Origin of the sequence: Bradyrhizobium sp. HKCCYLRH3073 (assembly GCF_051167995.1) — a bacterium.
GTDB lineage: Bacteria > Pseudomonadota > Alphaproteobacteria > Rhizobiales > Xanthobacteraceae > Bradyrhizobium.
This window is the reverse complement of record NZ_JBNPUD010000007.1, coordinates 129802-153354: the sequence shown is the minus strand read 5'-3', so window position 1 is coordinate 153354 and position 23553 is coordinate 129802. Positions and strand designations below refer to the sequence as shown.

Sequence of the window (23553 nt, the reverse complement as noted above, 5' to 3'; positions counted from 1 at the left end):
GGCCAAATCGGAAGAAACGGTTAGCGATGGTAAATGACGTCAGGTCTTGGTAAACGCCTCGCGGTAGCTGTCGAGCACGCCCTCGACCATCGCCTTCTGCGAGAAATGCTGGAAGACGCGCTCGCGCAGCGCCTTGGCGCGGAGCTGCGCGGTGGCCGGATCGTCCAGTGCGGCTGCAATTGCGTCGGCCAGCGCGGTCGCATTGCCCGGCATGAACAGCGCGTCGTTATGCGGTCCGAAGATTTCCGGAATGCCGCCGACTCTGGCCGCGATCATCGGAACCCCGGCGGCACCCGCTTCGATCACGACATAAGGCATGGAATCGCCACGCGAGGGAACGACGAGCAGGCTTCCCTTGGAAAATCCGTCGCGCGCCTTCACATGGCCGATGAAGCGCACCGCGGCCGTAAGACCGAGGCGTTCGACCTGAGCCTTGAGCTTCGACATCTCTTCGCCGTCGCCGCCCAACGTCAGCGTCAGCGGCCGGCCACGGGAGCGCAACAGCGCGACGGCGTCGATCAGCAGATCCGTGCCCTTGATGTGCCGGAATTCGCCGACATAGGCCAGGTCGGTCTGGTCCTGGGCCGGCGTGACCGGGTCGAATTCGCCTGCAGTGACGCCGTTGAAGACGCAATTCACCAATCCCCTGGGATGGCCGATCATGCGCTCATAGGTATCGCGGGCGAAGGCGCTCTCGAACAGGAAGAGGTCCGTCCGGTTCATCAGCGCACGTTCAAGCCGCCCGTACAGCGCGCCTTTGAGCGTGTCGAGCGGGTAGTGCAGCGAGCCGCCGTGAGGCGTGTAGATACGGATCGTTCCTGGCCGATGCGGCAGCAGGCGGACGAACGCGCCGGCCTTCGCGCCGTGGCCATGCAGCACGTCGGGGGCGAGCGCGCGGGAGAGGCGATGGAACCGGCTGAGTGCCAGAATGTCGCTCGGCCAAGGCTCCCGGTGAATGGGAATGCGGTGCACGCCGAGTGTCAGGCGGGGCGCGATCTGGGCCAGCGCGGCATCGGCGCGTTCGCCGCCGGTCAGGCTGTCCGCAATGATGCCGACGTCATGCCCGTGATCCACTTGACCGTTGGCAAGGTCAAGGATGTGCCGAAAGATGCCGCCGACGGGAGCTCTGACGGCGTGAAGGATTTTGAGAGGTTTGGTCTGCGACGGTGCCATGTCGAACTCGCCCGCGCCATCGGGTTGCGCGTGGTTTCGCCAGGCTCCGCCGCGGGTGCTCATCTCACGACTGGCGGATAGAGGAAGCACGGGCGCCTCTCGTCGCTGAATATTGATAGCTCCAACCTCGATAGAGGCTTGATGGTTAACAAAGTCTCACTTGTCGTCGCTGCCGGGCGAGCTCGCTCCAACATTGTGACGATCTGGCGCAAGCCTACTTGTAGCGAGCAGCATATGGCGAAGGATGACGATTGTTCGATAGGGCGAGGTTGCAGGCGCTCCGGTTAACCCGTCAGCAACCTTAATGGAGTGTAATTGTACCACGTATGGTAGCGGCGTGGCGTAGGTCTCGCGGGAGTGGATGATGCGGTTGGCGTTCTGGCGTGCCGGCAAGACGACACAGGTTGACGGAGCTTCCGTCCGACCCGTGACTGGCTCGCCATCGTCGGCCGAGCCGGGCCCGGCCGGCGATCTCGATCTCCGGCTGGTCGGCCGCGCCTTGGCACGAAAGCGCGGCTTCATTCTTTTGCCGACGCTACTCGCTCTCGTTCTGTCGATCACCGCGGTCAACATGATCACGCCGCGCTACAAGTCCGAAGCGCGGATCCTGATAGACGGCCGCGAAAACGTGTTCGTGCGGCCGAACGGCGAGCGTACCGAGGAGCGAACTGCACTCGATCCCGAGGCGGTCACCAGCCAGGTGCAACTGGTGCTGTCGCGCGATCTGGCGCGCGACATCATCAGGAAGAACAAGCTTGGTGAGCTGCCCGAGTTCGATCCAGTCCTGCGCGGCGTGTCGCCGCTGAAGTCGGTCTTGGCGATGGTCGGGCTCGTGAAGGATCCGCTTGCCATGACGCCGGACGAGCGCGTCATGGATGCCTATTACGAGCGCCTGACGGTCTACGCCGTCGACAAATCGCGCGTCCTCGTCGTCGAGTTCCAGTCGCAGGATCCGGCGCTCGCGGCACAGGTCGCGAATTCGATCGCGGACGGCTATCTCGTGGTTCAGCAGAACGCCCGCCAGGCGCAGGCGAAGTCGGCCAGCCAGTGGCTGGCCGGGGAGATCCAGGGGCTGCGCAAGAAGGTCGAGGAGGCGGAATCGCGGGTCGAGGAGTTCCGCGCCAAGTCGAATTCGTTCATGGGGACCAACAACACCTCGCTGTCCAACCAGCAGATGGGCGAGGTCAACACCCAGCTCAACAACGCCCGCGCCTTGAAATCGGACGCCGAGACCAAGGCGCGGCTGATCCGCGAGATGCTGCAGAGCGGCCAGCCGATCGAGGCATCCGAGGTGCTCAATTCGGAACTGATGCGACGCTTGTCGGAGCAGCGCGTGAGCCTGCGTGCGCAGCTCGCCGAGCAGTCGTCGACGCTGCTCGACAATCATCCGCGCATCAAGGAATTGAAGGCGCAACTGGCTGATCTCGATCGCCAGATCCGCGACGAGGCCGGCAAGATCTCCCGCTCGCTCGACAGCGACGCGCGCATCGCCGACGGGCGGGTGCAGATGCTGAGCCAGAGCCTCGAGCAGGCCAAGAAGCAGGCCACCTCCACCAATGGCCTCGATGTCCAGCTGAGGGCGCTGGAGCGCGATGCCAAATCGCAGCGCGACCTGCTGGAATCGTATCTCGCCAAATACCGCGAGGCGAACACCCGCGAAACGCTCGACACGCCGCCGGCGGATGGACGGATCATCTCGCGGGCGGTGGTGTCGAATACGCCGGCCTATCCGAAGAAGCTGCCGATCGTGCTGATCGCGACGCTGGCGACCCTGATGCTGACCTCAGGCGTGGTCATCACCGGAGAGCTGCTGCGCCTCACGGCGCCGCGCGCGGCGGGCCCCACCGCCCCGGCCATGGGCAGCATGGCCGACGTCATGGTGCTCGCGGCGCGGGTCGAGCCGATGATCGCCCCGCGGACGGTTTCCGCATCGCCGGCCGTTGCACCACCTTCGACGCCGGCGCCGGTTGAGGCCACGCATCCGGCTTTCGTACCGCCGCCCGTCACGGCCATGCAGGCGGTCGAGGCGCCGTCGGCCGAGCCGATCAAGCCAGCGCCGATGAACGAGCTCGAGCAGCTCGCATCCGATCTGCTCGCCGCGGGCGAGGGCGCCCGCAAGGTCACCGTGCTCGGCACGGCCGGCGGCGATGCCGTCACGTCCACCGCGCTCGCGATCGCCCGCACCATGGCGGCGCAGGCGCGCGTGGTGCTGGTCGACCTCGCCGGCAGCCCGCAATTGCTTGCAGGCGTCTCGGTCGATCCGGCCGCGCCCGGCCTGATCGAGCTGATGCTGGGCGAGGCGTCGTTCGCGTCCATCATCACCAAGGACCAGACCTCGCGGCTGCACATCGTCAACGCCGGCCGCCCGGGCGCGGACCGCAGCCAACTGCAATCGCCGCGGCTCGCGCTTGCGATCGACGCGCTGCTGCGGGTCTACGACCACGTCCTGCTCGACGCCGGCAACGCCTCCGACCTGCCGGCCGAGCTGTTGACCGCGGGCGCGCGCGCCGTCGTCGTGCCCGATCCCAACATGGCTGCCGAGGCGCGCAGCCAGATGAGCGATCAGCTGCGCGAGGTCGGCTTTGGCGCCGTGACGATGCTGAAGGCACCGGGCGGAGGCGCGAACCGCAACCAGCCGGGGCCGCGCGGCGTCGCCGCCTAGTCTTCAGCCTTCTCGTTCTCGTTGGCCTTGGCGACGCCGCCACGCGATTGCAGCGCGCCGCGCAGGCGCTGCGCCAGACGGAGCAGGGCAGGGCTGTGCTTGACGGCATGCTTGGCCCGGCTGACCGCAGCCATCGTCGTTGCGGCAACGCGGCCCCGCGCGGTCAACGGCATGAAGCTGTCGAAGATCGGCTCGTCGTCCTTGCAGAACATCCGCTTGTAGTCGTCCGATCCGATGCCGAGATCGAGGGCGCGAAAATCCTGTTGCGCGTAGTGATCGATGATCGAGCGCATCAGGATCAGCCCGGGGCTCCAGCGCGCATTCTCCGATAGCGTATAGGTGTTGAACATCATCGAGAAGCGCGCCCCGTCGGCGACGCCGGCAAACAGCGCGATGATCTCGGCATCGCAGCGCAGCGCATGGATATCGATGGCGCGATGTCCGCAGCCGAGCTTGGCCATGCAGGCGCTGCGCACGAAGGCCTCGACACCTGCTTCCGCGAACACGTTCGGAAGCTTCTGCTCGGCCATGCGGATCGGCTTGGTGCGGAAGAACCAGTCGAGCAGCTCGGCAATCTCGGCGTCGCTGCCCGCGACCATGTAGCGATAGCCGGGCAGCGCCTGCAGCTTCTTTTCCTTGCTCTTGAGCCGCTTGCGGAATGAATTCGACAGCAGCGCCGTCGGCGCGGCGCCCGGCGGCATCAGCAGCACCGGGCAGTCGTTCACCGACGGCTGGTGCGGCCATTGCGCCAGCGGATTGGCGACATCGCCCCAGCGCTGCGGCTGCTGCGTCAAGGCGAGCACGTCGACACCGCCGCGGTCGCGCAGCCCTGCGAGCAGGACGTCGAGATCGCCGGCGCCGGCGCGCGCGGCGAATTCGCCATCCATCAGTGGCATGTTGAAGGTCGTATGCTTGCCGCCCATGAAGCTGGCGATGCGCATGCCGCAAGCGTGCCGCAACGTCAAAGGCAACAGCAGCAGCGGACGTTGCTCGGCATCACGCCCGATGACGATGAACGGCGTCGCATGCTCGCGTGCGCCGACGTCGCGCTGCCATGCGCCGAGCAGGTCGAAGCGCTGGTAAGGCGTCGAGACATGGGCGGGATCTTCGAGCGCGCGCCAGACCGGCTCGGCGGCCGCCAGATCGGACACGATGTCGACCCGCGCGAGCCCCGACGGCAGCCGCCGCGCGGGCGCCTGCGCCGTCCGGCTCTCGATCACGGCGGCCATGGTCATCGCGCAGCTCGCGTTGTCGTGGAATTTTGTTGCTTGACGTCGGGAGACCCTCGCAAAGAAGTCTCAACAAAGGGTAATGGCAATGACTTCGTCCCAAATCGGGAATGACGCAAACAAAGACCTGTTCAAATCGGCAGCGGCCACGCGATCTTGACGGCGGATGATCGCTATCATCGGATGGCGGTGATCATGACGCGATCGCGCCATGGTCTGTCCGCATCAGGTGGGCGCAGACGGTCTGGTTTCAAGTGGGATTTTCGGAAGGGGCGCGGGAATTGTCGTCGGACAACAGGTGGCTGCGCAGCGCCCGGCTCGAGCTGGCCTATTTCAGCGGTCGCACGCTGCTCGCCTCGCGAGCCGCGGCCGGCGCCGGTGCCGTACTGCGGTTCGAGCGGGTGCGGCCGCGGCGCAAGGGCGCGTTCCAGCCGCTGACATGCGCGGAGATCACGCCCGTCTTCCTCGACAAGGTGATCCGGGCGCTGAAGCGCTGGGGCTACGAGATCGTCTCGCTCGACGAGGCCTGCGGCCGGTCGGTCCGGCTGCCCGACAGCCGTCGCTTCGCCTGCCTGAGCTTCGACGGCGCCGCGAAGGACCTGATCACGCACGCCTATCCGGTGCTGGCGCACCACGGCGTGCCGTTCACCGTCTACGTGCCCTCGGCCTTTCCTGACGGGCTCGGCGAAGCCTGGTGGCTGGCGCTGGAGGCCGTGATCGCGCGCGAGGCCCGCATCAGCCTCGTGATCGATCATCGTGAGCAGCGCTTCAACGTGTTTACGCCGGCGGAAAAATACGAGCTGTTCGCGTATCTTTCGGCGTGGCTGCGCAAGCTGCCGCCAGCCGAGTTGTCGATCGCGATCCGCGACCTCTGCTCGCGCCACTCGGTCGATCTCACCGCGCTGAGCCGCGAGTCCGCGATGGACTGGGCCGACATCGCCCGGCTCGCCGCCGACCCCAACGTCACGATCGGCAGTGCCACCGTGCATTATCCCGTGCTCGCCAATCTCAGGGATGCCGACGCCCAGCGCGAGATCACGATGGGCAGGGCGGTGCTGGAGACGGCGCTGCGCCGCCCGGTCCGGCACATGGCGTATCCGTTCGGCGACCGCTCCTCGTTCCGCCGCAGCGATGTCGTGCTCGCGGAGCAGGCGGGTTTCGTCAGCGCGGCCTCGGCGATGTCAGGCGTCGTGCAGAGCGAGGGCCGCACCCATCTGCACATGCTGCCGCGCATCGCCTGGGACGGCCGCTCACGCTCGCTGCGCGCCCTGAAGGTGCTGATGGCCGGGGTGACCCTGCCGCGGGAGAAAGTCGCGCAGCCGTCGAAGCTCGATCTCGGCTGATCAGCCCTGCTGCTCCCGATCGGGGCGCAGCATCCAACTGACGATCGGCATCGCCGGCAGCACCCAGCCCATGCCGACGACGACGTAATACACCGCCTGCAGCCAGCCGGAATTGGCGATCAGGGGAAATTGCGCCATCACCATGCCCATCATCGACCAGGCGAAGGCGAGCAGGAGCAGCGCGACGGCGCCGATCAGTTTGCGGGTGCGGATCGTCATGACGGGATTGTCAGCCTCGGCTGGGGGCGGCGCGGCTTGCGCGCGATTTCCCCGGGATTATAAGGGCCTGTCAGCCCCGGTTCAATCGAGCGTTCAACGTCCATGACCACGGTTCCCGCTACCCGCGATCTCGCTGCGATCCGCATCTGGCTTCTCGTCGTGGCCGGCCTGATCGCGCTGATGGTGCTGGTCGGCGGGGCGACGCGGCTGACCGAATCCGGGCTGTCGATCGTCGAATGGAAGCCGGTCACGGGCACCCTGCCGCCGCTGTCCGAGCAGGCCTGGAGCGACGCCTTCGAAGCCTACAAGACCATTCCCCAGTACCGGCAGATGAACGCCGGCATGACCCTGCACGAGTTCAAGACCATCTTCTGGTGGGAATGGAGCCATCGGTTGCTCGGCCGCGTCATCGGCATGGTCTATCTGCTGCCGTTCCTGTGGTTCCTGTGGCGTGGCGCGGTCTCCGGGCCGCTCGGCCGCAGGCTGTGGCTGATCTTCGGCCTCGGCGCGCTGCAGGGCGCGGTCGGCTGGTGGATGGTGGCATCGGGCCTCACCGAGCGCACCGAGGTGGCGCCGGTCCGGCTGGCGACGCATCTCGCGCTGGCGCTGCTGATCTACGCGTCGATCGTCTGGACCCTGCGGCGGCTCGCGCCGCGCGAGGAGGCCGAAGTGCCGGCGCGGCTGCGGCTGACGGCCTGGGTGCTGGTCGGAATCACCTTCGTGCAGCTCTATCTCGGGGCGCTGGTCGCGGGCCTGCGCGCCGGCCTCGTCTACAACACCTGGCCGGAAATCGACGGCGGCCTGATCCCGAAGGCGGCCAATCTGTGGATCCATTCGCCGTGGTGGATCAATCTGTTCGAGAACGATCTGACGGTGCAGTTCATGCATCGCATGACCGCCTACACGCTGCTGGCGCTGGCGGCGTGGCACGCCTTCGACGTGATGCGCGCGGGCGCCGGCCGCAACGTCGTGCGCGGCGCGCACCGGCTGCTGGCGGCGATCCTGGTGCAGGCGGTGCTGGGCATTCTCACCTTGCTGGCGCTGGTGCCGATCTCGCTGGCGCTGCTGCATCAGGGCACGGCCATCATCGTGCTGACGCTCGCCGTGATGCAGGCCGAACGCCTGTCGCCGCGGCGTGTGGCGGCGGTTGCCGTGCCGCAGGCGGCGGTCGCTGCGGGGCAGGTGGGGTAGAGGCGCACGGCCTCTTCTCCTTCATTGCGAGCGAAGCAATCCGAAGTCCGGCCTACGATCCTGGATTGCGTCGTCGCTACGCCTCGCAATGACGTGGAGACATTTGTGACTTTCGTCGTCCGCCATCGTGCTGCGCTCACGCGCCAATCTCCGTGGTCATTCCAGGCTCGCCCTGCGGGCGCCCCGGAATGACGCGTGGAGAGATCCGGGCAAGCCATTCCACTCATCGCGTGCAGGACCGTGAAGACATGAACTCTCATCCTCGCGCGCTTGCGCGCCGAGCTATGCCGATCAACTCACCCCCGAAAAACGCGAGGGCGCGGGGAAGGCCGGATGCCTGGCCGGCACCCATGGCCCGCGTGCAAAGAAAAAAGCACGCGGCGGTCACCACAGGTACGGCCTGGAAACACCCGGCCTTCCCCGCGCGATGGTTTTAACGCTTATACGCGATCTCCCCGGGGACCGGCTGTCTTGCCCCCGTCACCTCGCGCGATGCTGAAAGCACCGACACGAGACTTGGCGCCAGCACCGGGGCGCCAGGACCACGCGATTTCGCCGTCCATGACCGACCGCTCGTCCGCGCAGACTTTCGTCCACGCACGGCCCGCCACGTCCACCGCATTCCTGCCCTACGCAACTGGACGATCCGGAAGCGCCCCTCGGCTGGACAGGAACAAAGCCAGAATATGCTGATTTGCCGAAGTTGGCAAGGGTGACGTTGCGAGGAGCCGCAAGACAATCTGCCGTCAGGAGCGCCGTCGCCGCTGATTTTGGCAATATCCGATGGTCGTCTGTCGCAGGCGACCGCGGCGGATGAGGCCAGTCTCCGCCGTTGCTGTTGGCACGGATATCGCGAGCTTCAATCGGGCGCATACGCGTCCGGGTCGGGACTGCTGCTGGGCGACTTGAACGCCGCTCGTAAAGAGGCGGGCATCTGGTAGTTGAAGTTGATTCCGGTCGGCGGCACCGGTGATTCAAACCACTTCTTGTAGAGCGTCTCGATGGCGGGGCTCTGATAGAGCTCGGCCGTGACACGATCGGCGATGGCCTTGAACGGCGCATCGTCCTTGCGCAGCATGATGCCGAAGGGTTCGGGCTTGGAGAATGCGTCGTTGCTGATCATGAACGCCGCCGGGTCCTTCGACCGCGCGATGGCGACCGCGAGCTGGACGTCATCGAGCACATAGGCCTGGGCCCGGTCGGTCTCCAGCATCAGGAACGCCTCGGCCTGGTCCTTGGCCGGGACGATGTTGATGCCGAGCTTGCGTTCAACATTGACCTTGTTCAGCTGTGCGATGTTGGTCGATCCAGCAATCGCGACGGCCGTCTTTCCTTTCAGGTCGTCGATCGTCTGGAGCGAGAGCGACTTCTTGGCCGCAAAGCGTGTGGCGCTGAGAAAGTGCGTATTGGCAAAGGCCACGAGTTTCTGGCGCTCGGCGTTGTTGGTGGTGGAGGCGCACAAGAGGTCGATCGTGCCGTTCGTCATCAGCGGTATGCGATTGGAGGACGTCACCGGAACGGTTTCGATCGTGAGGTTAGGAAGCCCTAGCTCCTTTTTGACCGCATCCGCGATCCGGGCGCAGATGTCGAGCGCGTAGCCCACCGGCTTCTGGTTGCCGTCGAGATAGCTGAAAGGCACCGACGATTCCTGGAAGCCGATCGATATCCTGTTCGTCTCCTTGACCTTTTGGAGCGTGCCCGTCAGTTCCTCGGCGGCGGCGGCGGCGGCGGCGGCGGCGTTTGCAGCGAGCGCTGCCGTCAGCAGAAGTCCCCAAATGCGCATCAAAGCCTCTCCTCGCAGCAACCCTCTTCGCGCGTGCAGCGTTGCCCGCGCAGCGGTGATGCAGCCTCGCTGCGTACGGCCTGGATGAAAAGGGATAAAACCGCCTTCTTTCTCATTCCTGGAGGTGATGGATCGCCGCGCCCGGCGTCGTCGCCGGGTTCACCTGCCCGGTCTAACCTTCGAGTTGACGGCCGAAATCGCAGGTCTGGCGCGCCAGATCCGCTACGGCGGCCGTGAAGGCCGAGGGTCTGTCGTTGCGATACATGGCCGCATAGGGCACCGCCGGCAGCGTCGGCTTGACGGGCAGGATGACCAGCTTCTTCTGCTCGAAGAGAGGACGAAAACAGCGTTGCGGAAGATAGCTGATGCCAAGGCCGGCCACGGCGAGCCCGACCAGCGCAGTCAGATTGTCGACTGAGATGGCGCGCTTGAAGGAGACGCCGTTGGCCGCGAGCCATTTGTTGACGAAGAGGCCGGAGCCCGAGCGACGGCCCTGCATCAGAATCGTATGATGACCAAGCTCGTCGAAATCGAGGTTCCGGCGCGATCTGACCAGGCCGGGGCGCGCCGTCCACACGTTCTGCACTTCGGCAAGCCGCACGGACGTCACCTCCGGGTCAGAGAAGACGTCCGGGATGACGACGAGATCGAGGCTGCCCTCGATCAGCCGATCGTAGAGGCTTCGGGAGGTTTCGACCTCAGGCTCGATCATCACCGCCGGATAGGCTTCGCGAATGGTCGAAACCAGACGCGGCAGCCATGTCAGCGCTGACAGCTCCGTCGTCCCAAGCCGCAGACGGCGGGCCGGTGACTGCCGGCCGTCCTTCAACTCTAGGATCTGGTCCTGCAACGCCAACATCTGTCGGCCAAGAGCAAGAATCTGCTCGCCACGTTCGGTCAGACGAGCCCCGCGCTGGCTGCGATCGAACAGCGGAACGCGCGCGGAGGCCTCCAGCTCCTGGATGCGCTTCGAGATCGCCGATTGCGTCGTGTTCAGCTTGGCTGCGGCGCGTTCGAACGTGCCGAGCTCCGAGATCCAGTTCAAAGCTTCTAGCTGCTTCAGGGTGACCATTTTTCGCATTCAAAAAAGAGATGGATTGATATCTCCATTTATCGGTTTTCTGAATTCAAGACGAGTCCTACACCGCCGAGGCGGGTCGCTATCGGGCGACGCTCTGGACTGTGCAAGACGGGGAGCGAGAATGGGTGAGGGACAAGCGCAGCCTCGGGCGCCGATCGATGCCGCGGTCATCGCCGCGTTCAAGAGCGTTTCCACGGCTGTGATCAGTGACAATCTGCAACGGTTGGCTGGTGCGGCCAATCTGCGGCCATTCTATACGGGCTCGCCAATGGCCGGGATCGCGCTGACCGTGAATACGGCACCGGGAGACAACCTCTTCATTCATCGCGCGCTCGATCTCATCACGCCTGGCGACGTCCTCGTCGTCAATGGCGGCGGCAACGAGACACGGGCATTGGTCGGCGAGATCATCGCCGCCATCGCGAGGGAACGCGGCGCGGCCGGAATCGTCGTCGACGGTGCGATCAGGGATTCCGGCGTGCTGATGAATTCCGACTTCCCCGTGTTCGCGCGTGCGGTCAATCACCGTGGCCCCTACAAGAACGGTCCGGGTGCGATCAACGTGCCGGTGTCGATTGGCGGCATGATCGTCACGCCAGGCGATATCGTGGTTGCCGACGCCGACGGAGTGGTTGCTTTCGCGCCGGCGATCGCGTCCGAACTGCTCGAATCCGCCCGCGCGCAGGAGCAGCGTGAAGCCGAAATCCTGGCGAGCATCCGCGCGGGGCGCTATGGCGGTGCCTACGCAAAATAGGCGTCTATTGCGGTCATCCGTACGAGCCTTGGCGGTATGCGGGACCTCGTCCTTGTCGTCCCGGATGTCGCTTCGCTCATCCAGGCGACAACCATGCGAACAGAATCGCTCTCCCGCTCAGCAATACCCGTACACGCCACAAGCATACGGCAGGCGGAACATGTAGTTGGTGTAGCCCTCGCCGCCGTAATAGGGGCCTTGGTAGTCGTAGGAGAAGGCGCGGCCGTAATAGCCGGGGAGCTCCTGGCGGCCGAGCAGGAGCGGGGTCGAGGGCCACATTGGGGAGATCAGCGAGTCCTGGTCCTTGACGACGACGATTGCGGGCGGCGCCTTGACGGCGCGGCGGGCCTTATAGTGGACGAGCTTGTCGTGGACGGCCGGCAGGTCGGCTGCGAGCACGACGCCATTCGCCGCGATGGCCGCCAGCAGCATCATGATCACCAACGTTCGCATTCTGCTCTCCTTGCAGCTCCGGGACGGCCGGCGTGATGCCATGCGACATCGGTGCTGTTGGCTGCACCGGAGCGATTCCATGGCCGGCAGGATGGGCCCTGTATGGTTAACGAAAACCTTCCAGCGCGCGGAACGGGGCTGCAATCACCCGTAGAAGGACGGGCTTTTTCAGCTTTTGTTAAGTTCTGCGGGTGCAAGGTTACGGGTGCCGGCGATTTTGAAGGCCGGCTGGACGCAAACCAGCACTGTCTGCGTCCGGGATGAAAATCTCTGCTGCATTTCCATCAGAGTGTCAGACCAGAAGGGTTCGCGCATGTCGGTCATCGTGATGTCGGCGTCCGCACGTCTCAGGCTGCTGTCCAGGACTGAAGCGTCGCAACCGCATCTTGCCATCGCCGACGAGGTCGCCGCCTGTCGCCAGGCGCTGACGGCGCGCCGGTCGATCGCGACCGCCGCGCTTCCGCTGACGAGCCCCGCGCAGGCGAGCCTGCTGGTGCTGCTGAGCTAGATCCGGAGTTAACGAGGGCGCGGTCCGAGACGCCGGCAACGGCATGACCGTGGGACGAAAGAGAGCGCGGAAGGCCAGGGGAGGCCTGTCGCGCTCTCTTTTTTTTCGAGGCCCGGATCGCCATCTCGGTCTCAGCCGTTCGTCAAGCCCCGGGCATGACGTCGATGGCGATATGCGTGTGCAACTCGCGTCTGAGATCGCCGCACGTTCAGCGCAGCTGCCGACCCGCCTACGCGCTCAGCGCCTGCTCGAGGTCGGCGATCAGGTCTTCCTTGTCCTCGATGCCGACGGAGATGCGGACGATGTCGGGGCCGGCGCCGGCCTTGATCTTGGCGGCATCGTCGAGCTGGCTGTGGGTGGTCGAGGCCGGGTGGATCACCAGCGAACGGGTGTCGCCGACATTGGCGAGATGCGAGAACAGCTTCAGGTTCGACACCAGCTTGACCCCGGCATCGTAGCCACCCTTGAGCGAGAAGGTGAACACGGCGCCGGCGCCTTTCGGGCAGTATTTGCGGGCGAGCGTGTGATACTTGTCCTCGGGCAGGCCGGCGTAACTCACCGACGCCACGGCGGGATGCCTGCTGAGATATTCGGCGACCGCCTTGGCGTTGTCGCAGTGCTTCTGCATGCGCAGCGGCAGCGTCTCGATGCCCGTCAGGATCATGAAGGCGTTGAACGGCGACAGCGCGGGGCCGAGATCGCGCAGGCCCAGCACGCGGCAGGCGATCGCGAAGGCGAAATTGCCGAACGTCTCGTGCAGGCGGATGCCGTGATATTCGGGACGCGGCTGCGTCAGCATCGGATATTTGTCGCCACCGCCGGCCCAGTCGAAGGTGCCGGCATCGACGATGACGCCGCCGATCGAGTTGCCGTGGCCGCCGAGGAACTTGGTCAGCGAGTGCAGCACGATGTCGGCGCCGTGATCGATCGGGCGGATCAGGTAGGGCGAGGCCAAGGTATTGTCGACGATCAGCGGCACGCCCGCCTTGCGCGCGACCTGCGCGACCGCCTCGATGTCGGTGATGGTGCCGCCGGGATTGGCGAGCGACTCGATGAAGATCGCCTTGGTGCGCGGCGAGACCGCGGCCTCGAAGCTCGCGACGTCATCGGTGTCGGCCCACACCACGTTCCAGCCGAAACTCTTGAACGCGTGCGTGAACTGGTTGATCGAGCCGCCATAGAGTTTTCGCGCGGCAATGAATTCGTCGCCCGGGGCCAGCAACTGCTGCAGCGCCACGACCTGCGCGGCATGGCCCGAGGCAACGGCCAGCGCGGCGGTGCCGCCCTCGAGCGCGGCGACGCGCTCCTCCAGCACGGCGTTGGTCGGGTTGCCGATGCGGGTGTAGATGTTGCCGAACGCCTGCAGCCCGAACAGCGAGGCGGCGTGGTCGGCATCGTTGAACACGAAGGACGTGGTCTGGTAGATCGGCGTCGCCCGCGCGCCGGTGGTCGGGTCGGGCTGGGCGCCGGCGTGAATGGCGAGGGTGGCAAATCCCGGGGCACGTTCGGTCATGGTGTTTCCTCTTGGCTTGATCCGTTGCGCGCCGGCGCCGGCTGGCGCAGGGATCGATGATGGGAGACGGTGTCGATAGCGCGCATCGTGCGCCTCCGCGTCATCCCGGCGGAGGACATTTGCCAGCGGCCAGGATGGCGTCAAGGCTGCCGGCGCGGATCGCTCCGATTTGAAATGCGCTGCTGTGTCGCGCCGTCGTCGCGACACGTTCCTTTCGCAGATGCGTCAGGTGGGATCGCTTCTGTCCTTCGCGGCGCGGTCGGCCGCGGCCGTCGCGCCGCCGCCGACGCTGGTGCGGTTCAGCGACAGCCGCATGCCCTGGGTCGGGATTGGCGCGCGCTTGGCGCTGATGGTGCGGGAGTTGACGCCCATCCACGAGATCTCCGACGACAGCCGGCCATACTCGATCTTGGGGCATCGGTTCATCACGACCTTCAGCCCGGCGGCCTCGGCCTTCTCGGCCGCCGCATCGTCACGCGCGCCGAGCTGCATCCAGATCACCTTCGGCAAGGGTGAGAGCTTCAGCGCCTCGTCGACGACGGGCATGATGTGCTGCGAGCTCCGGAAGATGTCGACCATGTCGATCGGGCGGCCGATGTCGGCGAGCGAGGCGACGAAGGGGCGGCCCATCAGGCTCTTGCCGACATGGCCGGGATTCACCGGGATCATGTCGTAGCCGCGTTGCACCAGATATTTGAAGGCGAAGAAGCTCGGCCGGATCTCGGACGGCGAGGCGCCGACCATCGCGATCACCTTCACACCGTTGAGAATGCCGCGGATGTAGTCGTCGGGGTAGGTGTCGTGATTCATGGGCGTGCACTTCTATTAGTTGCCGTCATTCCAGGGCGCCCGGAGGGCGAACCCGGAATCTCGAGCTGAGTTCGACCAATTCGAGATTCCGGGTTCGATGCTTCGCATCGCCCCGGAATGACGAAGTTGCTGAAACCGTCATTGCGAGGAGCGACAGCGACGAAGCAATCCAGGGGCTCGGGTGGGACTCTGGATCGCGGCGCTGCGCTCGCGATGACGGCGGAGAGAGCGTCGGTGCTCACTCATCCCGCCACGTCGGCGTCCGCTTTTCGATGAAGGCGCCGATGCCTTCCTCCGCGTCGCGGGCGAGCATGTTCTGCGTCATCACCTCTGCCGCATAGCGATAGGCGTCGGCAAGGCTCATCTCGGCCTGGCGGTAGAATGCCTCCTTGCCGAGCTTGATCGTATAGGCCGATTTGCGCGCCACTTGTTGTGCCAGCGCAATCGCGGTGTCGCGCTCCGTGCCGGGCGTGACCACGCGGTTGACGAGGCCCAATTCGCGGGCGCGGACAGCGGGAACCGGCTCGCCGGTCAGCAGCATCTCCATCGCCTGCTTGCGGGGCACGTTGCGCGACAGCGCCACCATCGGCGTCGAGCAGAACAGGCCGATGTCGACGCCGGGCGTGGCGAACGAGGCGCGCTCGGAGGCGACGGCGAGATCGCAGCTCGCGACCAGTTGGCAGCCGGCGGCGGTGGCGATGCCCTGCACGGACGCGACAACGGGCTTCGGCAGATGCACGATCGCCTGCATCATCGCACTGCAGGCATTCATCAGTTTGGCGAAGAAGGCGCGGCCGCGGTCGGCGTCGCCGCGATGCGCGGTGAGTTCCTTGAGGTCATGGCCGGCGCAGAACGCCGGGCCATTTGCTGCGATCACCACGGCGCGCACGGCCTTGTCGGCGCCGATCTCGGCCAGGGCCTGATGCAGCTCTGCGATCAGCGGCTCCGACAGGCTGTTGCGCTGTGCCGGGCGGTTGAGCGTGAGCACGGCGACGGCGCCCGCCATCTCGCGCAACAAAATCGGCGTATCGGCGGCGTCGGCGAGGGCAGGGGCGGACATTGCGATTTCCATATGGGCGCGTCGATGCAGCTAATGTAACAGATGAGCGACGACGAGAGCAGGGGGAGACATGACGGCGAAGATGACCATCGCGGAGCTGGAAGCGTTCCTGCACGCGGAATTTCCCCAGGCGTTCCGCACCGGCGGCGACATTTCGATCGAGAGCGCCGATGGCAAGAGCTGCCGGATGCGCCAGCGCTTCAACGAGCGCATGTTGCGCCCAGGCGGCACCGTCTCCGGGCCGACACTGATGGCGCTGGCCGATTTCGCGATGTACGTGGTGCTCTTGTCGGCGATCGGCCCGGTCGGGCTCGCCGTGACCACGAATCTCAACATCAACTTCCTGCGCAAGGGCGCGGCCGGCGCCGACGTGCTGGCGGAGGCGCGGCTGCTCAAGCTCGGCAAGCGGCTTGCGGTCGGCGAAGTCACGCTGTTGTCAGGGGAATCGCCTGATCCGATCGCCCATGTCACGGCGACCTATTCCATTCCGAATGCGTAGGGTTTTTGAGGGTATTATTGCACCATATTTTTAAGTCGCTGTTTTTATTGCATTAATTTCGCGTGGATGGCGTTGACGAATGCAGGCCGCTTCTCTAGAAGCTGCGACCAGTTCGGCGCGTCACCCGCGCCGCATTCTCCCTGTCACGGATATCTCTCATGAAAACCTTTTCGGCAAAGCCGGCCGAGGTCCAGAAGAAGTGGGTCGTCATCGACGCCAAGGGTCTGGTCGTCGGTCGTCTCGCCACGCTGGTCGCGATGCGGCTGCGGGGCAAGCACCTCCCGATCTATACCCCGCACGTCGATTGCGGCGACAACGTCATCATCGTCAATGCCGCGCATGCCGTGCTGACCGGCCGCAAGCGCGAGCAGAAGACGTACTACAAGCACACCGGCTATGTCGGCCACGTCAAGGAGCGCACCGCGCGCCAGATCCTCGAGGGCCGCTTCCCCGAGCGCGTGATCGAGAAGGCCATCGAGCGCATGATCCCGCGCGGCCCGCTCGGCCGCGTGCAGATGGGCAATCTGCGTGTCTATGGCGGACCTGATCATCCGCACGAGGCGCAGAACCCCGAGAAGATCGACATCGCCAAGTTGAACCGCAAGAACACGAGGGCCGCATAAGATGGCCGAAAGCATCCAGTCTCTCGATCAGCTGTCGCAGCTCAAGGGCGCCGTCACGGCCCCGGACGCTCCGAAGTATGAGAAGAAGGTCGACAAGTTCGGCCGCGCCTATGCCACCGGCAAGCGCAAGGACGCGGTCGCCCGCGTCTGGATCAAGCCGGGCTCCGGCAAGGTCACCGTCAACACCCGCGACATCGAGGTCTACTTCGCCCGTCCGGTGCTGCGCATGATGATCGAGCAGCCGATGGTCGTCGCCGCCCGCAAGGGCCAGTACGACGTGATCTGCACGGTCGCCGGCGGCGGCCTGTCCGGCCAGGCCGGCGCGGTGCGTCACGGCCTGTCCAAGGCTCTGACCAATTTCGAGCCGGAGCTGCGCAGCGTCCTCAAGAAGGGCGGCTTCCTGACCCGCGACTCGCGCGTCGTCGAGCGTAAGAAGTACGGCAAGGCCAAGGCCCGCCGCTCCTTCCAGTTCTCGAAGCGCTGATCTCCTGGGTCCGGCTGCGGCCGGATCCGTCAGCTACCAATACGAACGGGCGCCCTCGCGGGCGCCCGTTTTGCTTGGAGGTTGTGTGATCAGGCGCTGGCGCGGCGCGCGGTCAGCCATTGGCTCGGCGCCAGCGGCTTCGACACCACGCGGACCTCGCCGATGCTGCCGATGAAGCCATCGGACGGCGCGCGGTCCCACCAGCCGCAGCCGAGCGCCCAGGGCTGGGACGCTGCGACGCTCGCGATGCCGTTGCCGCCGATCACGCTGCGCACGACCGGCGCGCCCTCGATGTAGAGCACGGTGGAGTTATCGGTGGGGTCGTTGACGATGGCGAGATGGTACCAGGTGTCGAGCATGATCTCGCCGGACCAGTCGGTCTGCGGCTGCGCGGTCGCGCTCGACGGCACGATCTCCCACTGCACCTCGCGGAGATTCGAGATCGCGAACAGGATCGGCGGTGACTCCGGGTCGCCGCCGGCATAGCCGGGCAGCCAGCCGCGGTTGCCGAAGCGGGTCAGGATGTTGCACCAGGCGTGATCGGCCGCCTTCCAGTTCGGATCGATCTTGATGAAGGCCTCGACCGTGTAGCCGGATGCGAAGGTCGCGGCATTGATCGGCGCGTTGGCCGCCGTCGTGAACCAGCTGAAGCGGCCGGCGCCTTGCTTGGTGGTGTTGAGGAACTGAACGCTCCCCGGCGCGGACGACAGGCGGTGCTTGTCGGCGGTGAAGGCCACATCGGCGACCTCCGCGGCACCGGCGAGCGATGCGCGCTGCATTGGGTTGGCGGCGGTGAGGTCCGACAGCGCGGTGCCGGCGGCCACCGCCTTGCCGATCGCCGACGACGCGATCCGCCAATGCGCTGTTGTCTCGGCGATCAGCGGATAGTCCTGTTCGTTCGCGGGTGGCACCACCACCGGCTCCGGCGCCTCGGTGTAGTTGGCATAGAGATCCTGCTTCACCCGCGGCAGGATCGGCGTGCCGGCGAAGGCCGGCAGATGGCAGAAATTGGTGAAGCGTGAAAAACGCCGGCGGAAGTCGATGGCAATCGAGAACTCGTGGTTGTCCTCCGTCAGCCAGGCGCGGTCGAACTGCTTGAGACTGTCCTTCGGCTTCTCGACCACCCAAGGCGAGAACGAGGCGACGTCGATCTTGTTGGCCGTGAAGTCGAACTCGTAGAGCCGCATCAGGCCGTTGCCGCCCTGATAGGCCATCTGATAGTCGACCACCATCTGGTGCACGGGGTTATGGAAGTCGTTGATCTTCGTCAGCAGCGCGCCGCCATGATAGTGGCCGTTGAGCGTCATGAAGATCTGGTCGTTGCTGCGGATCAGCTTCTCCCAGAGGTATTGACCGTAGGCGACCTCGAGCGGGCTCGTGCCGTCATTGGCGATGTTGAGCAACTGGTGGTTGGCGAGGATGACCGGCAGCATCGGGTGCCGCGCGATCATGCTGCGCGCCCAGGCGACGGCGTCGTCCGAGGCACGCCACGACAGCGACAGCACCATGAAGCTGACGCCGCAGGCGTGGAACACATGCGCCTCGTGCCAGCCGCTCGGATGCCGCTCCAGGAAGGTCCGCTGCTTCGCCGCGCGGCTGGCCGGAAACCAGGACAGATACGGCTCCGATGAACCGCGCTGCGCATCGGTGCCCGCGCTCTGGCTCGCCGCGCTCTCGAACTCCAGCGCCGACAGCACGTCGTGATTGCCGGCCAGCACCGAATACGGCCGGCCGGCATTCTCCAGCAGCTTCATTGCGGCGTCGGCGACGGCCCATTGCTGCGGATGCCTGGACTGGTCGACGACGTCGCCGAGATGGATCGTGAATGGGATGTGATATTTCGCGGCGTTGTCGACAATGAACTGGGTCTGCGCCGGATAGGGCGTGCTGCCATATTGCCGCTGATAGGCCTGGCCTTCCTCGGAGGTCGCATAGCGCGAGTAGAACTGCGTATCGGGGAGGACGGCGAGCGCGAAGCTGGTGGTGACGTGGTGATGACGGTGGTGCATGCGCCAATGCGCGTGCGCGGCCTGGCCCGGCAACAGGCTGGCACCGAGGCCGAGCGCCGAGACGCCCATGGCATTGCGCAGCAGCGTGCGGCGATCGACGCCCTGGGTTGCTTGCGGATCGCGCGACGGATGATTTGGTGCGGCCTGGCTGTCGTATGAATCGTCGTCGAAAGACATTCTCGTCCCCATCGCATGCGACCGATCGCGCTGCTGTCGCGCCGTGGTAGGGAGAGATGATCTCAAATTTGAGAAGGTTTCTTATCGTTTCCATGAGTGTTCGGTGCGGAGCGGGAAACGATTGATTCCACATGCTCAGTTCCGCAACTCTCAATAATGAGCTGCATTTCGTGCAATCAAGGCGGGCGCGCATGGTGCCTGGCGCGATCGGTTTTGAATCCTGTTTGCAGCATTTTGCGCAGCAATTTGCCGACGAGTTGTGCCGAGCTTTTCGAGAAAACTTGGTATCCCAGGCAAACCTCTTTCGAACAGACCGCTCGCTAGGTTGATCGCGACAAGGCCGCGCTAACCAAAGTCTCCGCGCCGCCGCAGCAACCGAGGTGACGGATGGCACTCGACAGCATGACGCTCGACATCGTAGCGACCATGGTCGCGGCGCTGCTTGGCGCCATGTTGCTGCACTTCGGACGGCAGGAGAACACGCCGGCGCTGCGCTGGTGGGGCGCGGCCTATGTCCTCGGCGCGGTCGCGATCGCGCTGTGGACGTTGATCGGGGAGCTCTATGGCGAGGTGGTGTCGCTGTTCCTGAGCTCGATCGGCCTGATCGCCACCGCCATGGTGTGGAACGCCGCGCGCGTGTTTCATGGCAAGCGGCCGAGCGTGCCCGGACTCGTGCTCGGCGCCATCGTCTGGATCGCCAGCGGCATGCTGCTCGATCCCTCGGCGCAGGCGCTGCGGCTGACGATCGGCGCCGCGATCGTCGTGATCTATGCCATGCTCACCGCGGCCGAGCTGTGGCAGGAGCGGCGGCGGTCTCTGCACAAGCGCTGGCCGGCGCTGATCGTGCCGGTGATGCACGGCTTCGTCCTGATGCTGCCGATCCTGCTCGGCAACATGCTGCGCGAGTCCGACGGCGCCTTCGCCGGGGCCTGGGTCACGATCTTCTCGATCGAGCTCGTGCTCTACGCTGTCGGCACCGTGTTCGTGATCTTCATGCTGGTGTCGGAGCGCATCGTCAGCGCCCACAAGCGCGCGGCGACCACCGACCCGCTGACGGGCCTGCTCAATCGGCGCGGCTTTGCCGAGTCCTGCGCGCAACTGATCGAGCGCGAGGCGCGCGAGCAGCGGCCGGTCAGCGTGCTGATCTTCGACATCGATCATTTCAAGTCGATCAACGACCGCTTCGGCCACGCCGAGGGCGACGAGGTCCTGAAGATCTTCGCAGACGTCGTGGTCAACAATCTGCGCCTCACCGATCTCTCGGGCCGGATCGGCGGCGAGGAGTTCGCAGCCCTTCTGCCCTGTTCCATCGAAGAGGCCATGGTCGCCGCCGAGCGTGTCCGCGAGGCGTTCGCGGCCTCCGGGGTGGTGCGCGAGGACCAGCCGGTGGACACCACCGTCAGCATCGGCGTCGCCGGCGGGCCGGGCGGGACCGAACTCGACGTGCTGCTCGCGGCCGCCGATACCGCGCTCTACAAGGCCAAGCGCTCCGGTCGCAACCGGGTCGAAGCGTCGGAGGAGCTGCCGCTGTCGCTCGACCGCTACCGCCGCCAGCGCGCCGCCGCTTCTGCCAGCCTGCCGCAGTCGGAACAGGCGGTATTGTCGAGCTGAGGCGCGGCTTTCGCTCTCCCGAGGTCTGGGCTAGACAAGCGGTCCAACGCCAGGGGAGGCCGACAGACCATGATCACGGAAATCGCTCAGATCGACGTCAAGCCGGGCACGGAGAAGGATTTCGAGGCCGCCGTCGCGAAGGCGCGCGCTGCCTTCGGCCGCTCCAAGGGCTTTCACGGCTTCGAGCTGCACAAGTCGATCGAGAAGCCGCAACGCTACCGCCTGATGGTGAAGTGGGAGACGCTCGAGAGCCACACGGTCGATTTCCGTGGCTCGGAGAACTTCACCGAATGGCGCGGCCTGGTCGGGCAGTATTTCGCCAGCCCTCCGGATGTCGAGCACACCGAGACGGTGCTGACCTCGGCCGGCTGAGCAGCGCGTAGCCGCTGCTGCCGACGGAACGCCACCATGACGCATGACGATCTGGTCGAAGCCTACTCCGCGGCGGGACGGCACTACCATGATCTTCGCCACATCCAGGACTGCCTGGCCCAGCTCGCTCGCGTTGCGGACCTCGACGCCCGCGACCGCGAGATCCTGACGCTCGCGATCTGGTGGCACGACGTCGTGTATGATCCGACGCGGTCCGACAATGAGGAGCAGAGCGCCGTCCTTGCCGAGCGTCATGTCGCGGCCGATCTGCGCGACGAGGTCGGACGCCTGATCCGGCTGACCCGCACCCACGATGTCGCGCCCGGCGATCGGCTGGGCGCGCTGCTCGTCTCGATCGATCTCGCCATTCTCGGCAGCGACGAGGCCAGCTACGACGCCTATGCCGATGCGATCCGGCGCGAATATGCTGATGTGCCGGACGACGCCTACCGCGCCGGGCGCGCGGCGGTGCTGGAGCGCTTCGCAAGCCGCCCCGTGATCTATCCGGATGCGGGCTTTGCCGCCGCGCTCGACCGGAAGGCGCGGAGCAATCTCGCCCGCGAGCTGCGCGGCCTTCGATCCTAAGCGGATCAGCTCAGGCGTTTTTGAACGGCCGCATCAGCGCGGCAATGCAGCCTGCGCAGCATCGCATGAGCGAATGTGGCTTGTGTTTTGCCGTCGCGCGACATGCAATGAGATGACACGCGCGTCGCCACGGCGTGCTCTCATTTTCCGGAACTCCGTCATGCCGATCATCAACCGCGCCGCCGAGCTCGCCGAAGACGCCAAGGTCTGGCGCCGCGACTTCCACCAGCATCCCGAGCTGCTCTACGAGGTGCATCGGACGGCCGCGCGCGTTGCCGAGCTGCTGAGGTCGTTCGGCGTCGACGAGGTCGTCGCCGGTATCGGCAGGACCGGCGTGGTCGGCGTCATCCGCGGGCGCGAGCCGTCGCAGCGTGTCATCGGCCTGCGCGCCGACATGGATGCGCTGCCGCTGCAGGAGGTCGGCGACATCCCGCACAAGTCCACCATTCCCGGCCGGATGCACGCCTGCGGCCATGACGGTCACACCGCGATGCTGCTGGGCGCGGCGCGCTATCTCGCCGAGACGCGCAACTTCGCCGGCACCGCCATCGTCATCTTTCAGCCGGCCGAGGAGGGCGGGGCCGGTGGCCGTGCGATGGTCGAGGACGGCCTGATGGAGCGCTTCGGCATCGAGGAGGTCTATGGCCTGCACAACGCGCCGGGTCTTCCGCTCGGGACCGTCGCGACGCGCACCGGCGCGGTGATGGCCGCCGCCGACACCTTCGAGGTGCGCCTGAAAGGCCTCGGCGGCCATGCCGCGCGGCCGAACAAATGCGTCGATCCGATCATCGCCGGCGCGCAGATCGTGACCGCGCTGCAGACGATCGTGGCGCGCAACGTCGATCCGGTCGAGAGCGCGGTGCTGTCGATCACGCGCTTCCACGCGGGGACGACCGCCGACAACATCATTCCGCAGACCGCGATCATCGGCGGCACCGTGCGCACGCTCGACGAGGACATCCGCCGTTTGATGGACGAGCGCTTCAAGGGCCTCGTGACGGCGCTCGCGAGCGGCATGGGCGTCGAGGCGGAGATCGATTACGAATGGGGGTATCCGGTCGTCATCAACCATGCGGAGCAGACCGCGTTCGCCGCCGACGTGGCGCGCAGCGTCGTCGGGCCGGATCAGGTCATCACCGACATGCCGCCCCGGCTCGGCGGCGAGGACTTCGCCTACATGCTGCAGGCGCGGCCCGGCGCGTTCGTCTTCATGGGCATCGGCGATGGCGCCGGCGTGCATCACCCCGAATATGATTTCAACGATGACGTGATCCCGCACGGCATCAGCTATTGGGCCAAGCTCGTCGAGACCGCGATGCCGGCCGGCTAGACTTCTTAGTTGATAGTTTGGGAAGTGTTCTGGCTGCGTTCGGACGTGAATTACGGCGCAATGGTGGCTTTGAAGCGGCGATCG

General features: G+C 65.8%; 22 protein-coding genes. 12 read left to right on the top strand and 10 right to left on the bottom strand.

Features of this window, described 5'->3' with window-relative positions:
- Nucleotides 1-39: 39 nt before the first annotated feature.
- Nucleotides 40-1173, bottom strand: coding sequence for a glycosyltransferase family 4 protein (locus ACQR1X_RS18200; protein ID WP_315799658.1), 1134 nt, complete (start codon nt 1171-1173; stop codon nt 40-42).
- Nucleotides 1174-1537: 364 nt separating this feature from the next.
- On the opposite strand from ACQR1X_RS18200, the gene ACQR1X_RS18195 reads away from it, so the two are divergent.
- Nucleotides 1538-3835, top strand: a complete 2298-nt coding sequence (locus ACQR1X_RS18195; RefSeq protein WP_434899317.1) for a GumC family protein — start codon at nt 1538-1540, stop codon at nt 3833-3835.
- Here the strand turns inward: ACQR1X_RS18195 and ACQR1X_RS18190 are convergent.
- Nucleotides 3832-5070, bottom strand: coding sequence for a GNAT family N-acetyltransferase (locus ACQR1X_RS18190; RefSeq protein WP_316237423.1), 1239 nt, complete (start codon nt 5068-5070; stop codon nt 3832-3834). The two genes, ACQR1X_RS18195 and ACQR1X_RS18190, sit on opposite strands and share 4 nt — an antisense overlap.
- A gap of 275 nt (nt 5071-5345) precedes the next feature.
- Between ACQR1X_RS18190 and ACQR1X_RS18185 the strand changes: the two genes are divergently transcribed.
- Nucleotides 5346-6407: a polysaccharide deacetylase family protein gene (locus tag ACQR1X_RS18185; RefSeq protein WP_434899316.1), complete on the top strand. Its 1062-nt coding sequence runs from the start codon at nt 5346-5348 to the stop codon at nt 6405-6407.
- Here ACQR1X_RS18185 and ACQR1X_RS18180 read toward each other — a convergent pair whose 3' ends face one another.
- Entirely contained in the window at nt 6408-6626 is a 219-nt protein-coding gene (locus ACQR1X_RS18180; protein WP_316217837.1) for a DUF2842 domain-containing protein, read from the bottom strand.
- Nucleotides 6627-6728: 102 nt separating this feature from the next.
- On the opposite strand from ACQR1X_RS18180, the gene ACQR1X_RS18175 reads away from it, so the two are divergent.
- The gene (locus ACQR1X_RS18175) at nt 6729-7817 is read left to right on the top strand and encodes a COX15/CtaA family protein (protein WP_434899315.1); all 1089 of its coding nucleotides are present in this window, start codon (nt 6729-6731) and stop codon (nt 7815-7817) included.
- 859 nt (nt 7818-8676) lie between these two features.
- On the opposite strand, the gene ACQR1X_RS18170 is transcribed toward ACQR1X_RS18175, so the two are convergent.
- Both ACQR1X_RS18170 and ACQR1X_RS18165 read right to left on the bottom strand, forming a co-directional pair.
- A complete protein-coding gene (locus tag ACQR1X_RS18170; protein ID WP_434899314.1) occupies nt 8677-9600 on the bottom strand; it encodes an amino acid ABC transporter substrate-binding protein in 924 nt (307 codons plus the stop codon).
- A 172-nt stretch (nt 9601-9772) separates the two neighbouring features.
- A complete protein-coding gene (locus ACQR1X_RS18165; protein ID WP_434899313.1) occupies nt 9773-10672 on the bottom strand; it encodes a LysR family transcriptional regulator in 900 nt (299 codons plus the stop codon).
- A gap of 130 nt (nt 10673-10802) precedes the next feature.
- Between ACQR1X_RS18165 and ACQR1X_RS18160 the strand changes: the two genes are divergently transcribed.
- On the top strand, nt 10803-11435 hold the full coding sequence (locus tag ACQR1X_RS18160; protein WP_434899387.1) for an RraA family protein: 633 nt from the start codon (nt 10803-10805) through the stop codon (nt 11433-11435).
- A 117-nt stretch (nt 11436-11552) separates the two neighbouring features.
- Here ACQR1X_RS18160 and ACQR1X_RS18155 read toward each other — a convergent pair whose 3' ends face one another.
- A complete protein-coding gene (locus ACQR1X_RS18155; RefSeq protein ID WP_434899312.1) occupies nt 11553-11888 on the bottom strand; it encodes a hypothetical protein in 336 nt (111 codons plus the stop codon).
- Between the two features lie 313 nt (nt 11889-12201).
- Between ACQR1X_RS18155 and ACQR1X_RS18150 the strand changes: the two genes are divergently transcribed.
- Nucleotides 12202-12396 carry a hypothetical protein gene (locus ACQR1X_RS18150; protein ID WP_315799668.1) on the top strand — a complete coding sequence of 65 codons (195 nt, stop codon included), beginning with the start codon at nt 12202-12204 and terminating at the stop codon, nt 12394-12396.
- 229 nt (nt 12397-12625) lie between these two features.
- On the opposite strand, the gene ACQR1X_RS18145 is transcribed toward ACQR1X_RS18150, so the two are convergent.
- The 3 genes from ACQR1X_RS18145 to ACQR1X_RS18135 all read right to left on the bottom strand — a co-directional run bounded on the left by ACQR1X_RS18145 (nt 12626) and on the right by ACQR1X_RS18135 (nt 15779).
- Nucleotides 12626-13909, bottom strand: coding sequence for an O-acetylhomoserine aminocarboxypropyltransferase (locus ACQR1X_RS18145; RefSeq protein ID WP_434899311.1), 1284 nt, complete (start codon nt 13907-13909; stop codon nt 12626-12628).
- Between the two features lie 225 nt (nt 13910-14134).
- Nucleotides 14135-14719 carry a CoA-binding protein gene (locus tag ACQR1X_RS18140; protein ID WP_315799670.1) on the bottom strand — a complete coding sequence of 195 codons (585 nt, stop codon included), beginning with the start codon at nt 14717-14719 and terminating at the stop codon, nt 14135-14137.
- 238 nt (nt 14720-14957) lie between these two features.
- The gene (locus tag ACQR1X_RS18135) at nt 14958-15779 is read right to left on the bottom strand and encodes an enoyl-CoA hydratase (protein WP_434846915.1); all 822 of its coding nucleotides are present in this window, start codon (nt 15777-15779) and stop codon (nt 14958-14960) included.
- A 70-nt stretch (nt 15780-15849) separates the two neighbouring features.
- Here ACQR1X_RS18135 and ACQR1X_RS18130 point away from each other — a divergent pair, with 70 nt between their 5' ends.
- The 3 genes from ACQR1X_RS18130 to rpsI all read left to right on the top strand — a co-directional run bounded on the left by ACQR1X_RS18130 (nt 15850) and on the right by rpsI (nt 17385).
- Nucleotides 15850-16278 (top strand): PaaI family thioesterase, encoded by a 429-nt coding sequence (locus ACQR1X_RS18130; protein ID WP_315799672.1) that lies wholly within the window; start codon nt 15850-15852, stop codon nt 16276-16278.
- 158 nt (nt 16279-16436) lie between these two features.
- On the top strand, nt 16437-16901 hold the full coding sequence (gene rplM / locus ACQR1X_RS18125) for a 50S ribosomal protein L13 (RefSeq protein ID WP_315799673.1): 465 nt from the start codon (nt 16437-16439) through the stop codon (nt 16899-16901).
- A gap of 1 nt (nt 16902) precedes the next feature.
- On the top strand, nt 16903-17385 hold the full coding sequence (rpsI, locus tag ACQR1X_RS18120) for a 30S ribosomal protein S9 (protein WP_006611043.1): 483 nt from the start codon (nt 16903-16905) through the stop codon (nt 17383-17385).
- 89 nt (nt 17386-17474) lie between these two features.
- Here the strand turns inward: rpsI and ACQR1X_RS18115 are convergent, their stop codons facing one another.
- Nucleotides 17475-19571, bottom strand: a complete 2097-nt coding sequence (locus ACQR1X_RS18115; protein ID WP_434899310.1) for a LamG-like jellyroll fold domain-containing protein — start codon at nt 19569-19571, stop codon at nt 17475-17477.
- 387 nt (nt 19572-19958) lie between these two features.
- On the opposite strand from ACQR1X_RS18115, the gene ACQR1X_RS18110 reads away from it, so the two are divergent.
- The 4 genes from ACQR1X_RS18110 (at nt 19959) to ACQR1X_RS18095 (ending at nt 23469) form a co-directional block, all read left to right on the top strand.
- The gene (locus tag ACQR1X_RS18110) at nt 19959-21182 is read left to right on the top strand and encodes a GGDEF domain-containing protein (RefSeq protein ID WP_316181459.1); all 1224 of its coding nucleotides are present in this window, start codon (nt 19959-19961) and stop codon (nt 21180-21182) included.
- 69 nt (nt 21183-21251) lie between these two features.
- Nucleotides 21252-21554 carry an antibiotic biosynthesis monooxygenase family protein gene (locus tag ACQR1X_RS18105; protein WP_315799676.1) on the top strand — a complete coding sequence of 101 codons (303 nt, stop codon included), beginning with the start codon at nt 21252-21254 and terminating at the stop codon, nt 21552-21554.
- A gap of 36 nt (nt 21555-21590) precedes the next feature.
- A complete protein-coding gene (locus ACQR1X_RS18100; protein WP_434874423.1) occupies nt 21591-22139 on the top strand; it encodes an HD domain-containing protein in 549 nt (182 codons plus the stop codon).
- Between the two features lie 160 nt (nt 22140-22299).
- The gene (locus ACQR1X_RS18095; protein ID WP_434874422.1) at nt 22300-23469 is read left to right on the top strand and encodes a M20 aminoacylase family protein; all 1170 of its coding nucleotides are present in this window, start codon (nt 22300-22302) and stop codon (nt 23467-23469) included.
- Nucleotides 23470-23553: the final 84 nt, after the last annotated feature.